The organism is Flavobacterium sp. FlaQc-57, from assembly GCF_044007395.1.
GTDB lineage: Bacteria > Bacteroidota > Bacteroidia > Flavobacteriales > Flavobacteriaceae > Flavobacterium.
On record NZ_JBIPDA010000002.1, the window covers coordinates 304,924 to 322,287 of the forward strand.

The 17,364-nt window shown below is 33.8% G+C and carries 16 protein-coding genes; 1 reads left to right on the forward strand and 15 read right to left on the reverse strand.

Annotated elements, in window-relative coordinates:
• Positions 1 to 11: 11 nt before the first annotated feature.
• From ACHRVZ_RS07240 to ACHRVZ_RS07285, 10 genes are all read right to left on the reverse strand, one after another.
• Positions 12 to 1,178 carry a beta-ketoacyl synthase N-terminal-like domain-containing protein gene (locus ACHRVZ_RS07240; RefSeq protein ID WP_395421590.1) on the reverse strand — a complete coding sequence of 389 codons (1,167 nt, stop codon included), beginning with the start codon at positions 1,176 to 1,178 and terminating at the stop codon, positions 12 to 14.
• 78 nt (positions 1,179 to 1,256) lie between these two features.
• Positions 1,257 to 2,528 carry an adenosylmethionine--8-amino-7-oxononanoate transaminase gene (gene bioA, locus ACHRVZ_RS07245; protein ID WP_395421591.1) on the reverse strand — a complete coding sequence of 424 codons (1,272 nt, stop codon included), beginning with the start codon at positions 2,526 to 2,528 and terminating at the stop codon, positions 1,257 to 1,259.
• A 100-nt stretch (positions 2,529 to 2,628) separates the two neighbouring features.
• On the reverse strand, positions 2,629 to 3,246 hold the full coding sequence (gene bioD / locus ACHRVZ_RS07250; protein ID WP_395421592.1) for a dethiobiotin synthase: 618 nt from the start codon (positions 3,244 to 3,246) through the stop codon (positions 2,629 to 2,631).
• A gap of 140 nt (positions 3,247 to 3,386) precedes the next feature.
• Complete coding sequence (locus ACHRVZ_RS07255; RefSeq protein WP_395421594.1) at positions 3,387 to 4,001, reverse strand: hypothetical protein; 615 nt, start codon at positions 3,999 to 4,001, stop codon at positions 3,387 to 3,389.
• Entirely contained in the window at positions 3,991 to 4,494 is a 504-nt protein-coding gene (locus ACHRVZ_RS07260) for an RNA polymerase sigma factor (protein WP_395421595.1), read from the reverse strand. Before ACHRVZ_RS07260 ends, ACHRVZ_RS07255 begins: the two co-directional genes overlap by 11 nt.
• Before the next feature lie 7 nt (positions 4,495 to 4,501).
• Positions 4,502 to 5,365, reverse strand: coding sequence for a TraB/GumN family protein (locus tag ACHRVZ_RS07265; protein WP_395421596.1), 864 nt, complete (start codon positions 5,363 to 5,365; stop codon positions 4,502 to 4,504).
• A gap of 75 nt (positions 5,366 to 5,440) precedes the next feature.
• Positions 5,441 to 5,638, reverse strand: coding sequence for a hypothetical protein (locus ACHRVZ_RS07270; RefSeq protein ID WP_395421598.1), 198 nt, complete (start codon positions 5,636 to 5,638; stop codon positions 5,441 to 5,443).
• Between the two features lie 61 nt (positions 5,639 to 5,699).
• Positions 5,700 to 5,894, reverse strand: coding sequence for a hypothetical protein (locus tag ACHRVZ_RS07275; protein ID WP_395421599.1), 195 nt, complete (start codon positions 5,892 to 5,894; stop codon positions 5,700 to 5,702).
• Positions 5,895 to 6,032: 138 nt separating this feature from the next.
• The gene (locus ACHRVZ_RS07280) at positions 6,033 to 6,440 is read right to left on the reverse strand and encodes a DUF2007 domain-containing protein (protein WP_395421600.1); all 408 of its coding nucleotides are present in this window, start codon (positions 6,438 to 6,440) and stop codon (positions 6,033 to 6,035) included.
• Between the two features lie 2 nt (positions 6,441 to 6,442).
• Positions 6,443 to 7,579: an aminotransferase class I/II-fold pyridoxal phosphate-dependent enzyme gene (locus tag ACHRVZ_RS07285; RefSeq protein WP_395421601.1), complete on the reverse strand. Its 1,137-nt coding sequence runs from the start codon at positions 7,577 to 7,579 to the stop codon at positions 6,443 to 6,445.
• A gap of 164 nt (positions 7,580 to 7,743) precedes the next feature.
• Between ACHRVZ_RS07285 and ACHRVZ_RS07290 the strand changes: the two genes are divergently transcribed.
• Positions 7,744 to 8,550 (forward strand): DUF3667 domain-containing protein, encoded by an 807-nt coding sequence (locus ACHRVZ_RS07290; protein ID WP_395421602.1) that lies wholly within the window; start codon positions 7,744 to 7,746, stop codon positions 8,548 to 8,550.
• Positions 8,551 to 8,635: 85 nt separating this feature from the next.
• On the opposite strand, the gene ACHRVZ_RS07295 is transcribed toward ACHRVZ_RS07290, so the two are convergent.
• From ACHRVZ_RS07295 to glmS, 5 genes are all read right to left on the reverse strand, one after another.
• Positions 8,636 to 8,917, reverse strand: coding sequence for a F0F1 ATP synthase subunit epsilon (locus tag ACHRVZ_RS07295; protein ID WP_395421604.1), 282 nt, complete (start codon positions 8,915 to 8,917; stop codon positions 8,636 to 8,638).
• 70 nt (positions 8,918 to 8,987) lie between these two features.
• Positions 8,988 to 10,499, reverse strand: a complete 1,512-nt coding sequence (gene atpD / locus ACHRVZ_RS07300) for a F0F1 ATP synthase subunit beta (protein WP_007808159.1) — start codon at positions 10,497 to 10,499, stop codon at positions 8,988 to 8,990.
• A gap of 232 nt (positions 10,500 to 10,731) precedes the next feature.
• Positions 10,732 to 12,297 carry a G-D-S-L family lipolytic protein gene (locus tag ACHRVZ_RS07305; protein WP_395421605.1) on the reverse strand — a complete coding sequence of 522 codons (1,566 nt, stop codon included), beginning with the start codon at positions 12,295 to 12,297 and terminating at the stop codon, positions 10,732 to 10,734.
• A 71-nt stretch (positions 12,298 to 12,368) separates the two neighbouring features.
• Complete coding sequence (locus ACHRVZ_RS07310) at positions 12,369 to 15,200, reverse strand: TonB-dependent receptor domain-containing protein (protein ID WP_395421606.1); 2,832 nt, start codon at positions 15,198 to 15,200, stop codon at positions 12,369 to 12,371.
• A gap of 305 nt (positions 15,201 to 15,505) precedes the next feature.
• Complete coding sequence (glmS, locus tag ACHRVZ_RS07315) at positions 15,506 to 17,356, reverse strand: glutamine--fructose-6-phosphate transaminase (isomerizing) (RefSeq protein WP_395421607.1); 1,851 nt, start codon at positions 17,354 to 17,356, stop codon at positions 15,506 to 15,508.
• Between the last annotated feature and the right edge of the window lie 8 nt (positions 17,357 to 17,364).

Here is a 17,364-nt window from a genome sequence, read left to right on the forward strand (position 1 = left end):
GAATTAGTTTATTATGGTTTTTCAATCAAAATACTAACTGCATTTCCACCAAAACCAACTGCATTAATTAAAACTTTTTTAATCGATTTAACTTGATTCTGCTGCATTCCAAAAGGCACTCCAATAAAAGTATCGCGTTGAATCATTAAAAGAGCCAATTCTAAACTCAAAATTCCAGATGCTCCAAAAGTGTGTCCTATCTTCCACTTATTAGTGGTTAATAAAGGTAAATCAGTTCCAAAAACTTTTTCAATAGCACGTAATTCCGTTAAATCTCCTTTTATAGTTCCGGGAGCATGCATTACAATCGCATCAACAGTTTTCAGATCTAAATCTTTCAATGCCATTTTCATCGATTTTTGAAAACAAGTTGCTTCGGCAGAAATTGAAATATTATGCTCTAAAATCTCAGTTGCATAACCAACTCCTGTTACATAAGCAATAGCATTCTCTTTTTCACCAGATTCTAAACAACAAACCGCCGCACCTTCACCTAAAATCATTGTGTTTTGCGTCTTGTCAAAATCAAAAGCGAGATTTGGCCAAGGCTCTTCATCTTGATTAATTCGGGAATATATTTTTAGAGCACGCATCTGAGCAATTGTAAAATCAGTCAAAGGAGCTTCACTTCCACCAACTAAAAATTTATCTGCCATTCCAGATTTTAGCCATGCAACCCCATTTAACAATGCATGAAGTGCTGTTGAACAAGTAATAGAATGCGAAATTTCAGGACCTACACTTTGTAAATCATGCGCAATCCAAGACGATATATTGCCTAAAGTAGTTGTTGGAGAAGCCAAAGTTTGAGCCTTTCCTGTATCTATATATTCTTTATAATGCTTTTCGAACAAATCTGTAGCGCCTCTGGATGAACCAATGTTAATTCCAAAAACATCATCAGAATTCCATCCAGCTTGCTCAACGGCTTTTCGCGAAGCTCCCAACGCAAATAAAACCGAATCATCTAAAAACTTATATTTTATATCTGATTCTCTAACTTCAGCAATAATCTGTTTTGAGTCTTCACTTAAAGCTGCAATCGAAGTTTCTTGCTGATCTAAAAATCGTCTCGTAAAACAATGTTGATTCTCAAGATATTTTCCCCAAACTTCTTCTGCATTATTTCCCAACGGAGAAATGGAAGAAAAAGCCGTTATTGATATTTTATTATTCAATGTTGTAATTTTTTAATCGCAAAGTTTGCGATTGTTAGATTTAATTGAACCGTATATAACACACACAGTATTAAATGACTATACCATTTCTATGGCTTCTTCAATAATTGAATACACTTTCTGAAGTTGATCATCGGTCATGATGTAAGGAGGTAAAATGTAAACTATATTACCTACCGGACGTAAAACAACTCCTTTTTCAATAAAGAAATTATACAACTTAGTTCGCATTGAACCGTAATAACTCTCTTCTGAATCTGATTTGATTTCAACCGCAAAAATAACCCCCAATGTTCTGGCAGTAATTACTTTTGAGTGATTTTCTATTTTTTTCTGAAAGATCAAATGACTTTTATTTATCCTCTGAATATTCTCTTGCATTTCAGATGTCTGCAATAAATCGATACTTGCCAAAGCTGCAGCACATCCTGTTGGATTTGCCGTAAAAGTATGTCCATGAAACAACGCTTTATTAATATCATCATCATAAAAAGCATCAAAAACTTCTTGCGTAAAAGTCGTAATCGCCATAGGGATAGTTCCTCCAGTCAAAGCCTTAGACAAACAAATCATATCGGGCTGTTCTGAAACGTAATCCATCGCAAAGGTTTTTCCTGTTTTTCCAAAACCCGTCATTACTTCGTCAGCAATTGTTAAAACATTATTTGCTACACAAATCTGTATTAATTCACCAAGCGCTTCAGGTTCATACATCACCATTCCCGCGGCTCCTTGTACTAAAGGTTCAAAAATAAAACCAGCACAATTATGACTTTTAATAACATTTTTCAAGGCATCGAAACTCTCTTGTTCTTTTCCTTTTACAGGAACCGGAATTCGAACTACGTCTATAAACATACCTTGAAAAGCCTGTGTATAAAATGAAATTCCGCTTGCTGCCATCGCCGCAAAAGTATCTCCGTGAAATGCATTTTCGAAAGCAATTATAGTAGTTCGTTTTTCATTTTTATTGAAGAAATACTGCAAAGCAACTTTTATAGCCACTTCTACCGCCGTCGAACCATTATCAGAAAAGAAAATCTTTTGCTGATTATTAGGTAAAATTTCAATAAGCTTTTCTGCCACTTTTATGGCCGGTTCATGTGTAAAACCGCCAAACAAAACATGTTCTAAAGTTGTTAATTGCTTGTAAATCGCATCGGCAATAAATTTATTACTATGCCCAAAAGGGTTTACCCACCATGAGGCAATAGCATCAATATATTCTTTTCCGTTTTCATCCCAAAGTAATGCGCCTTCGCCTCTTGAAATTGCAATTGGAGTTTGTGCCGTTTTATGCTGTGTATAAGGATGCCAAAGGTATTGGCTGTCTTTTTCTGTTAATGTCATGTTGTTTAGAATATAGATGTTAGAGTATAGAAAAAAGACTAAACTCTACAATTTTGACAAAGATAAGAAAGTCTATTTTCTTTATTCTATCTTCTTTCCGCTATAAATTACGTAAATTCTCTCTAAACAAATCAGCATATTCTTTAATTACACTTTGATCGAAATACGGTTCTTCTTCAATTCTTCCAATACATCTAATTCCGGTTTTGTTCAGGATCAAACTTTCTGTCGATTTGTTTTCGCTTCCGCTAAAGATAATTCCGGCAACTTGAAAACCACGATGCTGAATCGCCTCAATAGTTAACAATGTATGATTTATACTTCCTAAATAATGTCTTGAAACCACAATTACTTTATAATCGGGTTGAATCAAATCTACAATTGTATCTTTCTCGTTTAACGGAACAAAAATTCCACCAGCGCCCTCGATAACCAAATGGTTTTCCGTTTTGGGCTCAATGATATTTTTAATATCAATTGTAATTCCGTCAATTTCTGCTGCCAAATGCGGACTTGCGGGCGTGTTTAACTCATAAGCATTTGGGTAGAATTGAGATTTTGAATTTGAGATTTGAGATTTTACTTTATGTGTATCACTAAAATCCAGATCTCCAGCTTGAATAGGTTTCCAATAATCGGCTTCTAAAGCCTCCACAACAATTGCTGAAGTTACCGTTTTACCAACATCAGTTGAAATTCCTGTTATAAATAATTTCATAGGCATTTGTTTCACAGAGATTCACAAAATAGTTCGTACAACTTTGTGGTGTTCTTTCAGAATCTCTGAGCAATAATTTGTTTCTGCAAAAATACCAATAAAAACAAAACCCATCATTACGATGGGTTTATTGTTTTTGATTATTCTTCTTTTAGTTCGTCTATCACTTTTCTGATTTCTTTAGCATATTTTCCATAAAAATGATGTACCCACCACTCTAATGCCAATCCTATAAACAAAATAGAGAATGTAACTACACAAAAGACACTAATTAATTGTGGGTTCGTAAAATCAGTAAATTGAAAATTAGAATCTTTTGAAAACTTAGTGTATAGAAATCCAATTAAAAATAAAATCATAAAAGGAGTTAACGCAAACCCAAAAGTTTTATACAATTCCATATTCAATCTCACATCGAAATACGTTTCATACAAGCTGTCTTTTGTTTTTAATGTAATCGCGCTTAATCGTCTGTAAAACAAATATAACTTTACCAAATAATAAACACAAACAGCAACAAATATGCTAAAAAGCAAGTAAAAAGGTACGATCATTTTCGTCTCAAAATGATAGATAAATGGTAAGAATCCGATAAAAATTATCGAGATGATTTGATAAATAAATTCATTTTTTAGATTTTTTCTTATTTTATCTAAAGGCGTGTTTGCCGATTGTATTTTTTCCAGATTATCCGGAAGAACCACATTTTCGGTCTTCTCGTTATTCCATGCGTTTTGTATATCGTTAAAATCCATATCCTTGATTTTTAATTATTTCTTTTAATTTTTCTTTTGCTCTGTTTAATTTTACTCTGGCATTCACTTCAGAAATACCTAAATTTTCGCCAATTTCTTTATGAGAAAAACCTTCTAACTGATAGAAAATAATAGCTTTATCGATTTTTTCTAATTTCTGAACCGCTTTGTAAAAATGATCAATTTGACTTTCCTTGATATGAGAATCACCCTCATCATCTTTGATATTTTCCGAAGCAATTTCATATTTATCAACCTTTCGTTTTTCTTTCTTTAAGAAAACAATGGCAGTATTAACGGCAACTCGATACATCCAAGTCGAAAATTGACTTTCATTTCTAAAAGAATCATACGATTTCCAAAGCTGACAAATAATCTCCTGAAACAAATCTTGTTGATCATCAGAGTTATCCATGTACATCTTAGAAACTTTATATAAAATTCCTTTGTGCTTTTCTATCCGATTTAAAAATTCTTGCTCTTTTTCTTTCAAAACAATACTATTTCATTACTGGTTTTACTTTATACCCTGCTTTTCTTAACAAATTAATTACTCCTTCTTCACCAACTAAATGCCCTGCACCTACCGCAAAAAATACACTTTCTTTTTTTATCATTGCAGGAATTTGCTGAACCCAATTTACATTTCTGTCATCAAGAATAATCTTTCTGGTTTTCTCACTTGTAAATCGCTTATCATTAGTTATTAAATACAAATCATTAAGATTTTCAGATTTATAGGCCGTAACCAATTTCGTCATTTCTTCAGGAGTTGACTCTTCTAACATTGTAATAATTTTATCATTAGAATATGCATTTTCAAGAATTGCAAACTGCGACTTAATGGTTTCAAGTCCGCTAACTTCAATATTTCTTTTTTTAGCCTGTTCTATAAATTCCATTTCGTAAAATTTCATATCTGGGCATCCAAAAGATTTCATTATTACTAAACTCATCACAGTCATTAAATTAAAACTGTCTACTTGCTGCACTGTCATTCCCGATGTCCTTTTCAAAATAGCATCTAATTTAGACAATTCCTCAGCACTTAATGTTTTGCTTAAAGGTTCTTTTCCCATTGCCAATTGCTGCATTTCGGACGTTTCTTTTGGATCAGAAAAGTTGACTTCTAAAACTAATTTATCAGAGGCTTCAAAGGCTTTTTTTGTTTTTTCCGAAAGAAAATAATCTCCCGAACAAATCATATGAATTGTTCCATACAAATAAGAAGGTTTTGCTAATCCGTTTCCTGACACTTCCCATAAAAGTGAATTTTCAAGTTTTGGAGATTTTGTTTGCGCTTGAGTCGTTCCGCTAAAAACAATTGTGATTGCAGCTATTACTGATGTAAATAAATTTTTCATAATATTGATTGATTAATTGATTGATGATAATTTGATTGACAAACTTAAAATGATTGATTGATGATTGAATTTAAACTATGATTTACTATACTTTTTTCTCTGCCAAGAGGCCAATGATGCAAAAAAAAGACAGATCGTAAGTAAAAGTAAATCTTTATTTGGCTTGTCTAAAATGAACTGATTGACTAAAGCATATCCAAGTCCTGCAGAAGTTAAAGAGACAAATACGAAATTGAATATTTTTTCGCTAACTGAAGTTGAGATTGTTTTCATAATTGTGATAATTTTTTAAATTGATTGATTTTATTAATTAATTTGATGATTAAAACTCCGATTATTCTTTACCCAATTCTCTCTTTTTCAAAGAAGCAAAAGTCGATACGAAAAGACAAAGAATTACCACTAGAAAATCCGGTTGTGGTTTTCCATAAAAAATATGACTTACTAGAGAGTAACTTACCTGAATGGCAGTCAAAAAAATTACAAGGTTACAAATACCTTTTTTTGCTAAAGTTGAAATGGTTTTCATAATTGTTTTGGTTTTATTTGATTACGGGTCGTAAGTAATCGAATAATCAAAACGTTACAAAAAAAATTAAACTTTTTTCGAAATCCCATAGAAACTAGGGATTAAGGACATCATTTTTTTTTTAAGAGTACTATATTATCAATCAAACTCAACTTTGCAAATATTGCATTTGTATCGGTGTTTTGAATAAAAAGGCATCAAAACAAAAAGTAACGAAAAGACAAAAGCTAAAAGTGTTTTTGTGTCTTTTATTGAAGTTACCATTTCTATTTCTTCTGCACCACAACTCAGACATTTTATCAATTCATTATTTTCATTAAATGAAAACTGACTAATATCAGACAAAATTTTATTTGCCTTTTCAAAATCCTGGCTTTTTACAAAAAGTTTAACTCCTCCTACAGCATTGCTCCAAATAGGATTTGAATCTACTGTATTCATGTCTCTCAAATACACTTCGACACCTTCTGATTCTAATTTACCGCAAAAAATCTGAGCTTCAGCAGAGTACTGATAACTTCTGACTAACTTAAAATTTTCATCCATAATTAAAATACAAAGTTGCTTAATAACGCTAAAATCTGATTTATTTCTTCTTCCGAATTATAACTATGAATACAAAAACGAAGACGTTCCTGTCCTTCGGGCACTGTTGGTGAAAGTATTGGTTTAACATCAAAACCTTTGTCTTGTAGTTGTTGCGCCAATCGTTTTACATTTTCATTACCAGGAACAATTGCTGATTGTATTGCTGATTTACTTCGAACAAACATTGGCTTTAAGCCCAACAAGTTTTTCTGCTGATTGAAAAATATGATGTTTTGACGTAATTTTTCGATAGTCAGTTTTTCAATTTCTAAATGCTGATAAGCTAACAAGATTGTCGAAACAGAATGTGGAGATAATCCTGTAGTATAAATAAAACTTCTGGCAAAGTTTACGAGATATTCTTTAAGTTCCTGACTTCCTAAAACAACGGCGCCATGGCATCCTAAACCTTTTCCGAAAGTCATTATTCGGGCAAAAATTCTGTGATGTAATTCCAGATATTGCGCTAAGCCTTCGCCTTTTTCTCCAAAAACACCCAGAGTATGCGCTTCATCAACAACTAAATAACAATTGTATTTTTCAGAAAGAAAGACCAATTCTTCTAAGTTAGGACAATCACCATCCATAGAAAAAACGGTCTCAGTAACGATATAAATATTTGTATCAGGAAATTTTAAAATAAGACGTTCTAGATCTTCAAAATCGTTATGATTGAATTTATACGATTTTGCATTCGACATTATAATTCCATCCCGAATTGATGCATGACTTAATTCATCATACAAAATAACATCATTTCGCTGTGGTACAGCGCTAAAAAAGCCAACATTGGCATCGTAGCCCGAATTAAATATTAAAGCCGATTCAGCCTCATGAAACTCAGCAATAAAAACTTCAGTATTTTGATAAAGAGAATGATTCCCCGAAATTAACCTTGAACCTGTCGCGCCATTCTGAATAATATCATTTTCTATTAAATAATGGTGCGCTTGCTTAAAAATAGTTTCTGATTTCGAAAAGCCTATATAATCATTAGAAGAAAAATCGACAAGATTATTAAAACTCGGTAATCGTCTTAACGAATTATTTTGCTTTCGGTTTTCAAGCTTTTCAATCAAGTTTTCTGGTAATTTCATAAAAGCAAAGTTATGAAATTGAAGTCAATTTTAAATAAACAGCAGCTTTGATATCTCCCGCTGTCTATAATTTGAATTTTAAACAATTGTTAATTATTTTTTTTCCTAATTTTAAAACGACAAACTAACTACCAATAATTTACACATTTTATTAAAAAGAAAAAATGAAGATAATTTGTAAAAACTGTGAAACATCTAATTACTCCAACTTTAATTATTGTTCAAATTGTAGCCAGAAAGTCCATTTACATCGAATAAATCCACATGAAATTTTTCACGAAGCTGTTCATTATTTTACACATGCAGACAAAGGAATTTTTCAGCTTATTAGGGATTTGACACTAAAAAGTGGCGTTGTAGCCAAAGAATATATAAATGGAAAAAGAAAAAAATACTTTCCTCCACTAAATTTCTTCCTATTGGTAGCTGCTATTTTTGTTTTCATTTCCAATATTCCAAAAGAAACACCTCCTATCGATATCCCAAAAGAAAACAAGGAACTTAGTGCTATTTCTGATCCTATTCAAAAAGAAAAAATCATACATCTTTATGAACGAAAAGAAAAAATGATTCATTTCATGAAAAAATATTCTAATTTAATGGCAATGATGGCTTTACCTCTTACTGCATTCTTTTTCTGGTTGTTTTATAAAAAAGAAAACTACAACTATACAGAGCATCTGGTTGCAGGCATGTACATGCTGGGCTTTTGTATATTAATCAATACCCTTTTAATTTTACCGATTTCTTTATTATTTCACCTGTCGTCTAATTATCAGGCTTTGCTTTTTCTACTTTTTCAGCTATTTTACTTTACGCTTTTTTATTACAGGTTTTTAAATAAAAGCACTAAACTTCAATTTGCAAAAGCCTTTGGCATTAGCACATTCGGAATTATCTCTTGGGCAATTATCTCGGGACTTACTGTAAATGCTTATGTTTCTAGTGGCTTTTGGGGAATAATACAATAATACAAAATCACCAATCGAAAATAATCGAAAACAAAAAAAAGCCAAACAATACTGTTTGGCTTTTTTATTTATTCTGAAATTGTTTTTAGTCAACTAAAACAATTACTTTATTGTCTTTCATCTCGATAGTACCTGATGCAATTTCTAATGTATAAGTTTGCTCATTTACTTTCGTGAATTTACCCGCTACTTCTTTAGAAAACTTGAAACTTGGCGCTGCAATTTTTACAGTTCCTTTTTCCAAAATAGAAACAATAGGAGCGTGATTATTCAATATTTGAAAGCTTCCATCAACTCCAGGCAATGTAACTGATGTTACTTCTCCTGAAAATAATTTTGCTTCTGGTGATACTATTTCTAAAATCATCTTTTTTTAGTTTACAGTCTCAGTTAACAGTCTCAGTACTGAATACTGCGACAGAATACTGAAAACTAGATTATGCTTCAGCCAACATTTTTTCTCCAGCCTCGATAGCATCCTGAATAGAACCTTTCAAGTTGAAAGCAGATTCTGGAAGGTGATCTAATTCACCGTCAATAATCATGTTGAATCCTTTGATAGTATCTTTAATATCAACCAAAACTCCAGGAATACCTGTAAATTGCTCCGCTACGTGGAAAGGTTGAGATAAGAAACGTTGAACACGACGTGCTCTAGATACAGATAATTTATCTTCTTCAGATAATTCTTCCATACCAAGAATTGCGATAATATCTTGCAATTGTTTGTATTTTTGAAGAATCTCTTTTACTCTTTGTGCACAATCGTAGTGCTCATTTCCTAAAATTTGAGGAGTCAAAATTCTTGAAGTAGAATCTAACGGGTCAACCGCTGGATAAATACCTAACTCAGCAATTTTACGAGACAATACTGTTGTAGCATCTAAGTGAGCAAACGTTGTTGCTGGTGCCGGGTCAGTTAAGTCATCCGCAGGAACGTAAACCGCTTGTACAGATGTAATAGATCCTTTATTTGTAGATGTAATACGCTCTTGCATAGCTCCCATCTCTGTTGCCAAAGTTGGTTGGTATCCTACTGCAGAAGGCATACGTCCTAAAAGTGCTGATACCTCAGAACCTGCTTGTGTAAAACGGAAGATATTATCAACGAAAAACAATACGTCTTTACCTTGATCAGTTCCAGCTCCATCACGGAAATATTCAGCGATAGATAATCCTGAAAGTGCTACACGAGCACGAGCTCCAGGAGGCTCATTCATTTGTCCGAAAACGAAAGTAGCTTTAGACTCTCTCATTCCTGGCATATCTACTTTAGATAAATCCCATCCTCCATTTTCCATAGAGTGCATGAAATCATCACCGTATTTAATAATTCCTGACTCTAACATCTCACGAAGTAAGTCATTTCCTTCACGTGTTCTTTCACCTACTCCTGCGAATACTGAAAGTCCACCGTGACCTTTTGCAATATTGTTAATCAACTCCTGGATCAATACCGTTTTACCAACACCTGCACCACCAAACAATCCAATTTTACCTCCTTTTGCATAAGGCTCGATCAAATCGATTACTTTAATACCTGTGAATAAAACTTCTGACGAAGTTGATAAATCTTCAAATTTAGGAGCTTGTCTGTGAATAGACAAACCGTTTTCTCCTGTTTTTGGCAAGTTTCCTAAACCATCAATTGCATCTCCAATTACATTGAATAATCTTCCATATACATCTGGACCGATTGGCATTTGGATTGGATTACCAGTTCCAACTACCTCATATCCTCTTGACAAACCGTCTGTAGAGTCCATAGAGATTGTACGAACAGTGTTTTCACCAATGTGAGATTGTACTTCTAGAACTAACAATGTTCCGTCTTTTTTAGTGATTTCTAGTGAATCATAAATTTTTGGAAGTTCAACATCCTTACCGTTGAAAACTACGTCAACTACTGGTCCAATGATTTGAGCAACTTTTCCTATTACTTTTGACATTACTTATGTATTTATTAAATAGCTATTTAGGTTTATCGAAAATACCTCTTTTTTCAGAGCGCAAAGATAATTTTTTAAAATATAAAATCAATTTTTTTTTAATAAAAAATACTATGATTTTGTTTGATTCCTAAAAGTCAAGCCTAAAACAACCAAAAAAGCATTTTTTAACAAAATAAAAAAAAGTCACAACATTTTAGAAATGTGCGACTTTCTTACTAAAAAAATTGGCTTACTGTAATGTTGCAGGGTATAGAATTTGGTAATTCCCTACATTCACTCCTTTAAGATTTGATCCATATTTTGCATTAATCGCTTCAATAAACTTGTTTGCAATAAATGCATATCCTCTTGGAGAAGGATGAACCCCATCTAAAGAAAAAGTTCCTCCTGTTACAAATGTTGACGACATTGTAAAACTATTCGCCTCGATTCCGGATTGGTCAATTTTTGCCATAATAGCGTTTGCATCAACAAAAGCTAAACCTTTAGAATCAGCAAGCGACTTAATCGTAGCATTGTATGCATCTGTTGCCACTCGTAATTCTGTGATCTCTGTTGGAATCAATACATGTTTGTCCTGAAGAGGGTATGTAATTCCGAAACTATTCAAAGGTGCCGGCGGCGCAGATCCCAGTCCAGAATCAGCTGCAGTTGGCGCAGCGCTGATAGCAGACTGCGTTGTCAAAAGAACTAAATCAGTTGCTGTTGCCTGACGCGCCTGCCCAAATACAGCACCATAAAAAGCGGCTGTCTGTGGACCTAATGATGCAAAAGCCACTGTTAATTGTGCTGACAAGTTTGGCAGAGATTCATCTTTTATCAATAAAGGATTTGCAGCGGTTGTTGACAATAAATTAATTCGGCTACCAGCACCAAAAGCAGTTAAAGCTTGTTTTAACGGACCATACAATTGTGCATTAAGTGCATTTATTGTTGCCGTACCAACTGCAACATTACCTTTACCTATTGCAGAAGCCGTTAAAGGATTATAAGGAACTGTCTTAAAAAACGGAATTGAAGTTACATAAGGAATATTAGCCACAACTCCTTTTGCGCCACCCGAAGTCAGTGTCGTAACAAGAGCAGCATAAGTTCCATCAAAACCAACTCCCGCAGCTCCACTTGCAGGCGTAATTGGATTTGTACCATCACCTCCAGAAGTTGCATATCCCAAAACATCGTTATTTCCTATCCATAAAGAAAAGAATGTAGGCGCTTGACTCATAGCATAAGCCAAAACCGAAGTTGTTCCATTTGGAGCAAAACGTACATAATAAGGATTTGCGGTTCCATTTGCCAAACCTGCAGCAGCACCATATGTTGGAGACAATAAATGAAAACTTTTTGCCCCGGGAACACCCGTATTGTTATAAGGTCCAGCCGCAACAATTGCAGGATTAAAAACCTCTGTCGTTGATGCTCCTGTCACAGGAACCGGTGCCGATCCGTTAAAAAATAATCTCGGACCAAAAGCCGGGTTTACTTGTCCCGAAAAAAGCAATCCACCAATATTATCATTTGTATAAGGAATTTTAAACTCCCCACCCCCAACAAGTTTAAACTGTTGTGCAATAATATTTGTATAAGCTCCTTCCTGACCTCTTTTAAAAAGCGCTCCATCACTAAAACCGGATGTCAAAGAATTCCCTAATGCAACATATTTTGAAAAATTAGCTGTTCCTGCAGTCAAAGGCAATCCATCAGAAGAATCGATTACGGTTGCCGGAGAATCATCATTATTACAGGCTATAAAGGTCAACGAAACCAATAAAAGCCATTTGAAATTTTTTATCATAATTTATATATTTTAAAATTATCACTTTCTAAAAAAGCATATAACATATTTGTTTTACCTGAAAACCGCTATTACGGATTGATTGTCCATGAAGCAAAATACTGCTGACCAATTAATCCAGCTCCAATTACCTGAGTATATTCTTTTCCTCCAATATTTGCAGCTCCTAACTTGAACACAGATTTTAATTTTGGCACTGCATAATTAATTTGCGCATCTATTACTGTTGCAGACTCAATCATACCATCAGCAAAATTTGATTCCCACATATATTCACTATTCCATCTTGCACTTACATTAAAGCCTAAATTCTTCAACACTTTCTCATTTCCAATAGACGCTTTAATTCTGTGTTTTGGAGTATTGAAACCAGCTTCAAAACTTGGATCTTTTGCCTGATCAAAATCAAATTGAGCATAATTATAATTTAACCCCAATTCAAAATCAGCAATAATTTTTCTGGAAAGCCCAACACCAAACCCAAGAGAATGAATCTCTACATCTGAATTAGTATACAACTGATATGCTCTATATTCACCGTTTTGGATCCCTCTCACTGATTGAAACCCTGGATCTGTTGGTCCCGCTGCAAGATTAGGATTATCCTGAGCCGTACCATAGTAAGTAGAAATAACATTAAGGTTTCCTATGAAATTATTATAAATATTGTAGTAACCGTTAATATCAACTGAGAAACCATTAATAACAGAACGGTAGCCTAACTCAAAAGCTTTCACTTCTTCTGGTTTAACATAATTAGCTGTTGCTTTTTTCAACAATGCTGCAGCCGCAATTGGATTGCTTCCCGCCATTGCAGCAAAAGCAGTTACCGAGCTTGCCACATATGAGTTATTATAAGCATCAACACCCGTCATATTTTTTGTTGTACTTCCACCACTATACGATTGCCCTTCAGTACTTAGATTAAAAGTTTCGCTAAATCTTGTCAAGTTATCAGGAGCAGAACCAATCAAGACAGCGTTTCCGATATTGAAACCAATATATTGATCTTGCGTAGAAGGATTTCTGAAACCTGTTTGAAATGATCCTCTGAAATTATGATTTTTCTTCTCCCCACCTGAATAAACAAGAGATAATCTAGGCGAAAAATTACCATCAAAGTTTTTAGATTTATCATAACGGATAGACCCCGTAAACTTTAATCTATCATCCATGAATTTTTTCATCAATTGTGTATACGCTCCATATTCATTATAATTAATAGGGCCATCTGCATCTGTATAAATTCTACCGTGAGAATTCAACTCATACAATCTAAAAGATCCACCAACTTGAATTTCAGCAAATTTGATCATGTCTTTAAAATTATAATTTGCATCAGAATGATAAATTCTGGAATTATCCACAAGCTTAGAACCTGTCAATACACTTTCATCATTTATTACCTGATTAAAAGCATTTTTAAATTCTGCTGTTCCAGGCAAGAAACGACCTGTATCCGCAGTAGTTCTTGCAGCTGCATGAGCTTGTTCAGGAGAAGCACCACCTAAAGTAGATTGGATGTACGCTCCTGCATATTGACCAAACCAAGTTTTATCATCTTTCCATTTCCTATCTACATTGATTCCTGTAAATACCATATCGTAAGAGTGCCCGCCATCTTCTGATGTTGTATATCCTCTAACAAAAAAATTCTTTCCTTTAAATTCAATTTTATGTTGCTGCATCGCAAAGTCATTCAAATAATATCTATTTGCACCTTGATAAACTGCATTACCAAAACCAAATTTACTTTGCCAGATAATCTCTAATCTTTCATCACCAAAAGGTCTAACATGGAATGAAAAATCAATTTTAGTATTTGCCGCTTTATTATCTGTAAGATCTATTTCGTTATAACCCGTTCTACTTACATTAGTATTTGGCAATAAATTTACTGCTCCGGCAGGAATCAATCCCATACCAGCCAATGTCTGACCAACACCTTTTATATTTGTTGAAACTTCATCACCGTAAACATTTATTCCATCATAATTTGGATTACTTCTATCAATTCCGGCAGTTGTTTTATCAGCATAATTTGTTGCATACCAGTCAGTCGCCTGCATATACGTGAAATTTGCTTTGGCCGCAAAGTATTTATTGAAAGCATGAGCAAATCTCATCCCAAAATCATAATAGTTATTAGTTCCGGCAGCCTCCTGAGAAGTTTGCCCCATTTTAAAATACACCGAAACTCCTTGATAATTAAACGGACTTTTACTATTCATAAATAAAATTCCATTAAAAGCATTCGCACCGTACAGAGCAGATGACGCTCCAGGTAACAACTCCACACTTTGAACATCAATTTCAGAAACACCAATCATGTTTCCTAAAACAAAGTTTAACAATGGAGATGAATTATCCATTCCATCCACCAATTGCATAAAACGAGTATTTGCCACCGTAGCAAAACCTCTCGTGTTAATAGATTTAAAAGACATACTACTGGTATTCATCTGAACCTCTTTCAAATTCTCCAGACCATCATAAAAAGATGGTGAAGCTGTCTTTTTGATATCCTGAATTCCCATTCTTTCAATAGTAACGGGTGATTCCAAAACACGCTCAGGAGTTCTTGAAGCAGAAACCACAATCTCGTCAAGCTTATTCTCTTCATCTTTAAGAACAACATTTACCTGCTGATTTGCCGTTGTAATGTTTACGGTTTTAGACGTAAACCCAACAACAGACACTTTAATCGTAAAAGGCAGCTTAGCCGAAGTTGTTAACTTAAACGAACCATCGAAGTCAGTAGAAACAGCACTTCGATCTCCTACAACACTGATGTTAGCACCAGGAATAGATTGTTTGTTACCGTCAGTAACAGAACCAGTAATTGTATTCTGCGCAAAGGAAATTCCGCAGAAAAACAACATAATTAGCAAGTACACTCTCATTTGGGTTAGTTTTTGGTTAGATTATCTAGCCAAAATACAAATATTTTTAATATTAATAAAAAAATGTTAAAAAAAATAAACATTCCGCATAAAATATGCTACAATTTTAACTATTCGTTAATTGCTTTTATTAAATAAAAACCAAATAATAAAGTTATTCAATCCTAAATACTATGCATACATATTATTTTTGAGCAAAAAAATGAGGATTTAATAAAAATACATGGGACAGAAAAAAAATTTGACAATAAAAAAAAGCGAGACATAAATCTCGCTTTTTTAACATTTTAAATATTTTATTACAACTACTCTACCGTAACTGATTTTGCTAAGTTTCGTGGTTGATCTACATTACAACCTCTCATTACTGCAATATAATAAGAAAGCAATTGCAATGGTATTGTGGTGATTAGCGGAGATAATGCATCTGAAGTTTCTGGAATTTCAATTACATAATCAGCCAATTCACGAACCTGTGTATCACCTTTTGTAACTACGGCAATAATTTTACCACTTCTAGATTTAATCTCTTGAATGTTACTTACAATTTTATCATAATGTCCTTGTTTAGGCGCAATTACAATAACAGGCATATGCTCATCAATTAAAGCAATCGGACCGTGCTTCATTTCAGCAGCAGGATAACCTTCAGCATGAATATAAGAGATCTCTTTAAGTTTCAATGCACCCTCAAGAGCTACCGGAAAATTATAGCCACGACCTAAGTACAAACAGTTTGGCGCATCTTTAAAAGCTGCAGCAATCTCTTTTGCTCTGTCGTTAGTTTCTAATGCTTCAGCTACTTTTTCAGGAATTATTTCTAATTCTTGCAAATAAGTATGGAAATCAGTATTTGACAACGTTCCTTTTGCTTTTCCTAATCTCAAGGCGATCATAGTCAAAACAGTGATTTGAGTTGTAAATGCTTTAGTCGAAGCTACCCCAATTTCAGGCCCTGCGTGTGTGTATGCACCTGCATGACTTTCTCTCGAAATTGAAGAACCAACAACATTACAAACCCCAAAAACGAATGCTCCGTTTTCTTTAGCCAATTTAATAGCAGCCATTGTATCAGCTGTTTCTCCAGATTGAGAAATTGCGATAACGACATCGTCTTTATTTATAATTGGATTTCTGTATCTAAATTCAGAAGCGTATTCTACTTCAACAGGAATACGAGTAAATTCTTCAAAAATATATTCTGCAACTAATCCTGCATGCCATGAAGTACCACAAGCTACAATCAGAATTCTTTTTGCATTCAAGAATTTTTCAAGATTATCTTCAACTCCAGCCATCTGAACAATTCCTTCATTTGCATGAAGCCTTCCTCTGTATGTATCTTTGATAACACTTGGCTGTTCGTAGATTTCTTTAAGCATAAAGTGGTCGTAACCTCCCTTTTCAATTTGCTCCAAATTCATTTGAAGCTCCTGAATATAAGGATCTACTAAAGAGTCATCTTTAATTTTTCTAACTTTAAGCGGCTTGTGCAATCTAATGTTTGCCATTTCACCATCTTCAAGATAAATTGCATTAGAAGTGTATTCAATAAAAGGTGAAGCATCAGAAGCGATAAAATACTCTCCTTCTCCAACCCCAATAGCCAATGGACTTCCTAATCTTGCTGCTACAATTTCATTTGGATTTTTTTTATCAAAAACCGCAATTGCATAAGCACCTACTACTTGATTTAAAGCAATTTGAACTGCTTTTCCAAGTTTTATATTTTCTTTCTTTTGAACTTCTTCAATCAGATTAACTAAAACTTCAGTATCTGTATCCGATTTAAAAGTGTAACCTCTTTTAATTAATTCTTCTTTAAGCGGTGCATAATTCTCAATGATTCCATTGTGAATAATAACCAAATCTCCCGAATTAGAAAGATGAGGGTGTGAATTTACATCATTTGGAACCCCATGAGTAGCCCAACGTGTATGCCCAATTCCAATAGTACCGTTTACGTTAAAATTATCTTTCGCCTTAGCTTCAAGATCCGAAACCTTCCCTTTTGTTTTACAAAGTTTTACACCTGATTCGGCGTCATACAACATAACACCAGCACTATCATATCCTCTGTATTCGAGCCGCTTTAATCCTTTTATAACAATAGGATAAGCCTCTCGATGACCGATATATCCAACAATTCCACACATATATTATT

Coding starts and splice junctions, on each gene's coding strand:
- bioA (WP_395421591.1), bottom strand. CDS start 2,528: ATGACATTAACAGAAAAAGACAGCCAATACCTTTGGCATCCTTATACA.
- bioD (WP_395421592.1), bottom strand. CDS start 3,246: ATGAAATTATTTATAACAGGAATTTCAACTGATGTTGGTAAAACGGTA.
- ACHRVZ_RS07255 (WP_395421594.1), bottom strand. CDS start 4,001: ATGGATTTTAACGATATACAAAACGCATGGAATAACGAGAAGACCGAA.
- ACHRVZ_RS07265 (WP_395421596.1), bottom strand. CDS start 5,365: ATGAAAAATTTATTTACATCAGTAATAGCTGCAATCACAATTGTTTTT.
- ACHRVZ_RS07270 (WP_395421598.1), bottom strand. CDS start 5,638: ATGAAAACAATCTCAACTTCAGTTAGCGAAAAAATATTCAATTTCGTA.
- ACHRVZ_RS07275 (WP_395421599.1), bottom strand. CDS start 5,894: ATGAAAACCATTTCAACTTTAGCAAAAAAAGGTATTTGTAACCTTGTA.
- ACHRVZ_RS07280 (WP_395421600.1), bottom strand. CDS start 6,440: ATGGATGAAAATTTTAAGTTAGTCAGAAGTTATCAGTACTCTGCTGAA.
- ACHRVZ_RS07285 (WP_395421601.1), bottom strand. CDS start 7,579: ATGAAATTACCAGAAAACTTGATTGAAAAGCTTGAAAACCGAAAGCAA.
- ACHRVZ_RS07290 (WP_395421602.1), top strand. CDS start 7,744: ATGAAGATAATTTGTAAAAACTGTGAAACATCTAATTACTCCAACTTT.
- ACHRVZ_RS07295 (WP_395421604.1), bottom strand. CDS start 8,917: ATGATTTTAGAAATAGTATCACCAGAAGCAAAATTATTTTCAGGAGAA.
- atpD (WP_007808159.1), bottom strand. CDS start 10,499: ATGTCAAAAGTAATAGGAAAAGTTGCTCAAATCATTGGACCAGTAGTT.
- ACHRVZ_RS07305 (WP_395421605.1), bottom strand. CDS start 12,297: ATGATAAAAAATTTCAAATGGCTTTTATTGGTTTCGTTGACCTTTATA.
- ACHRVZ_RS07310 (WP_395421606.1), bottom strand. CDS start 15,200: ATGAGAGTGTACTTGCTAATTATGTTGTTTTTCTGCGGAATTTCCTTT.
- glmS (WP_395421607.1), bottom strand. CDS start 17,356: ATGTGTGGAATTGTTGGATATATCGGTCATCGAGAGGCTTATCCTATT.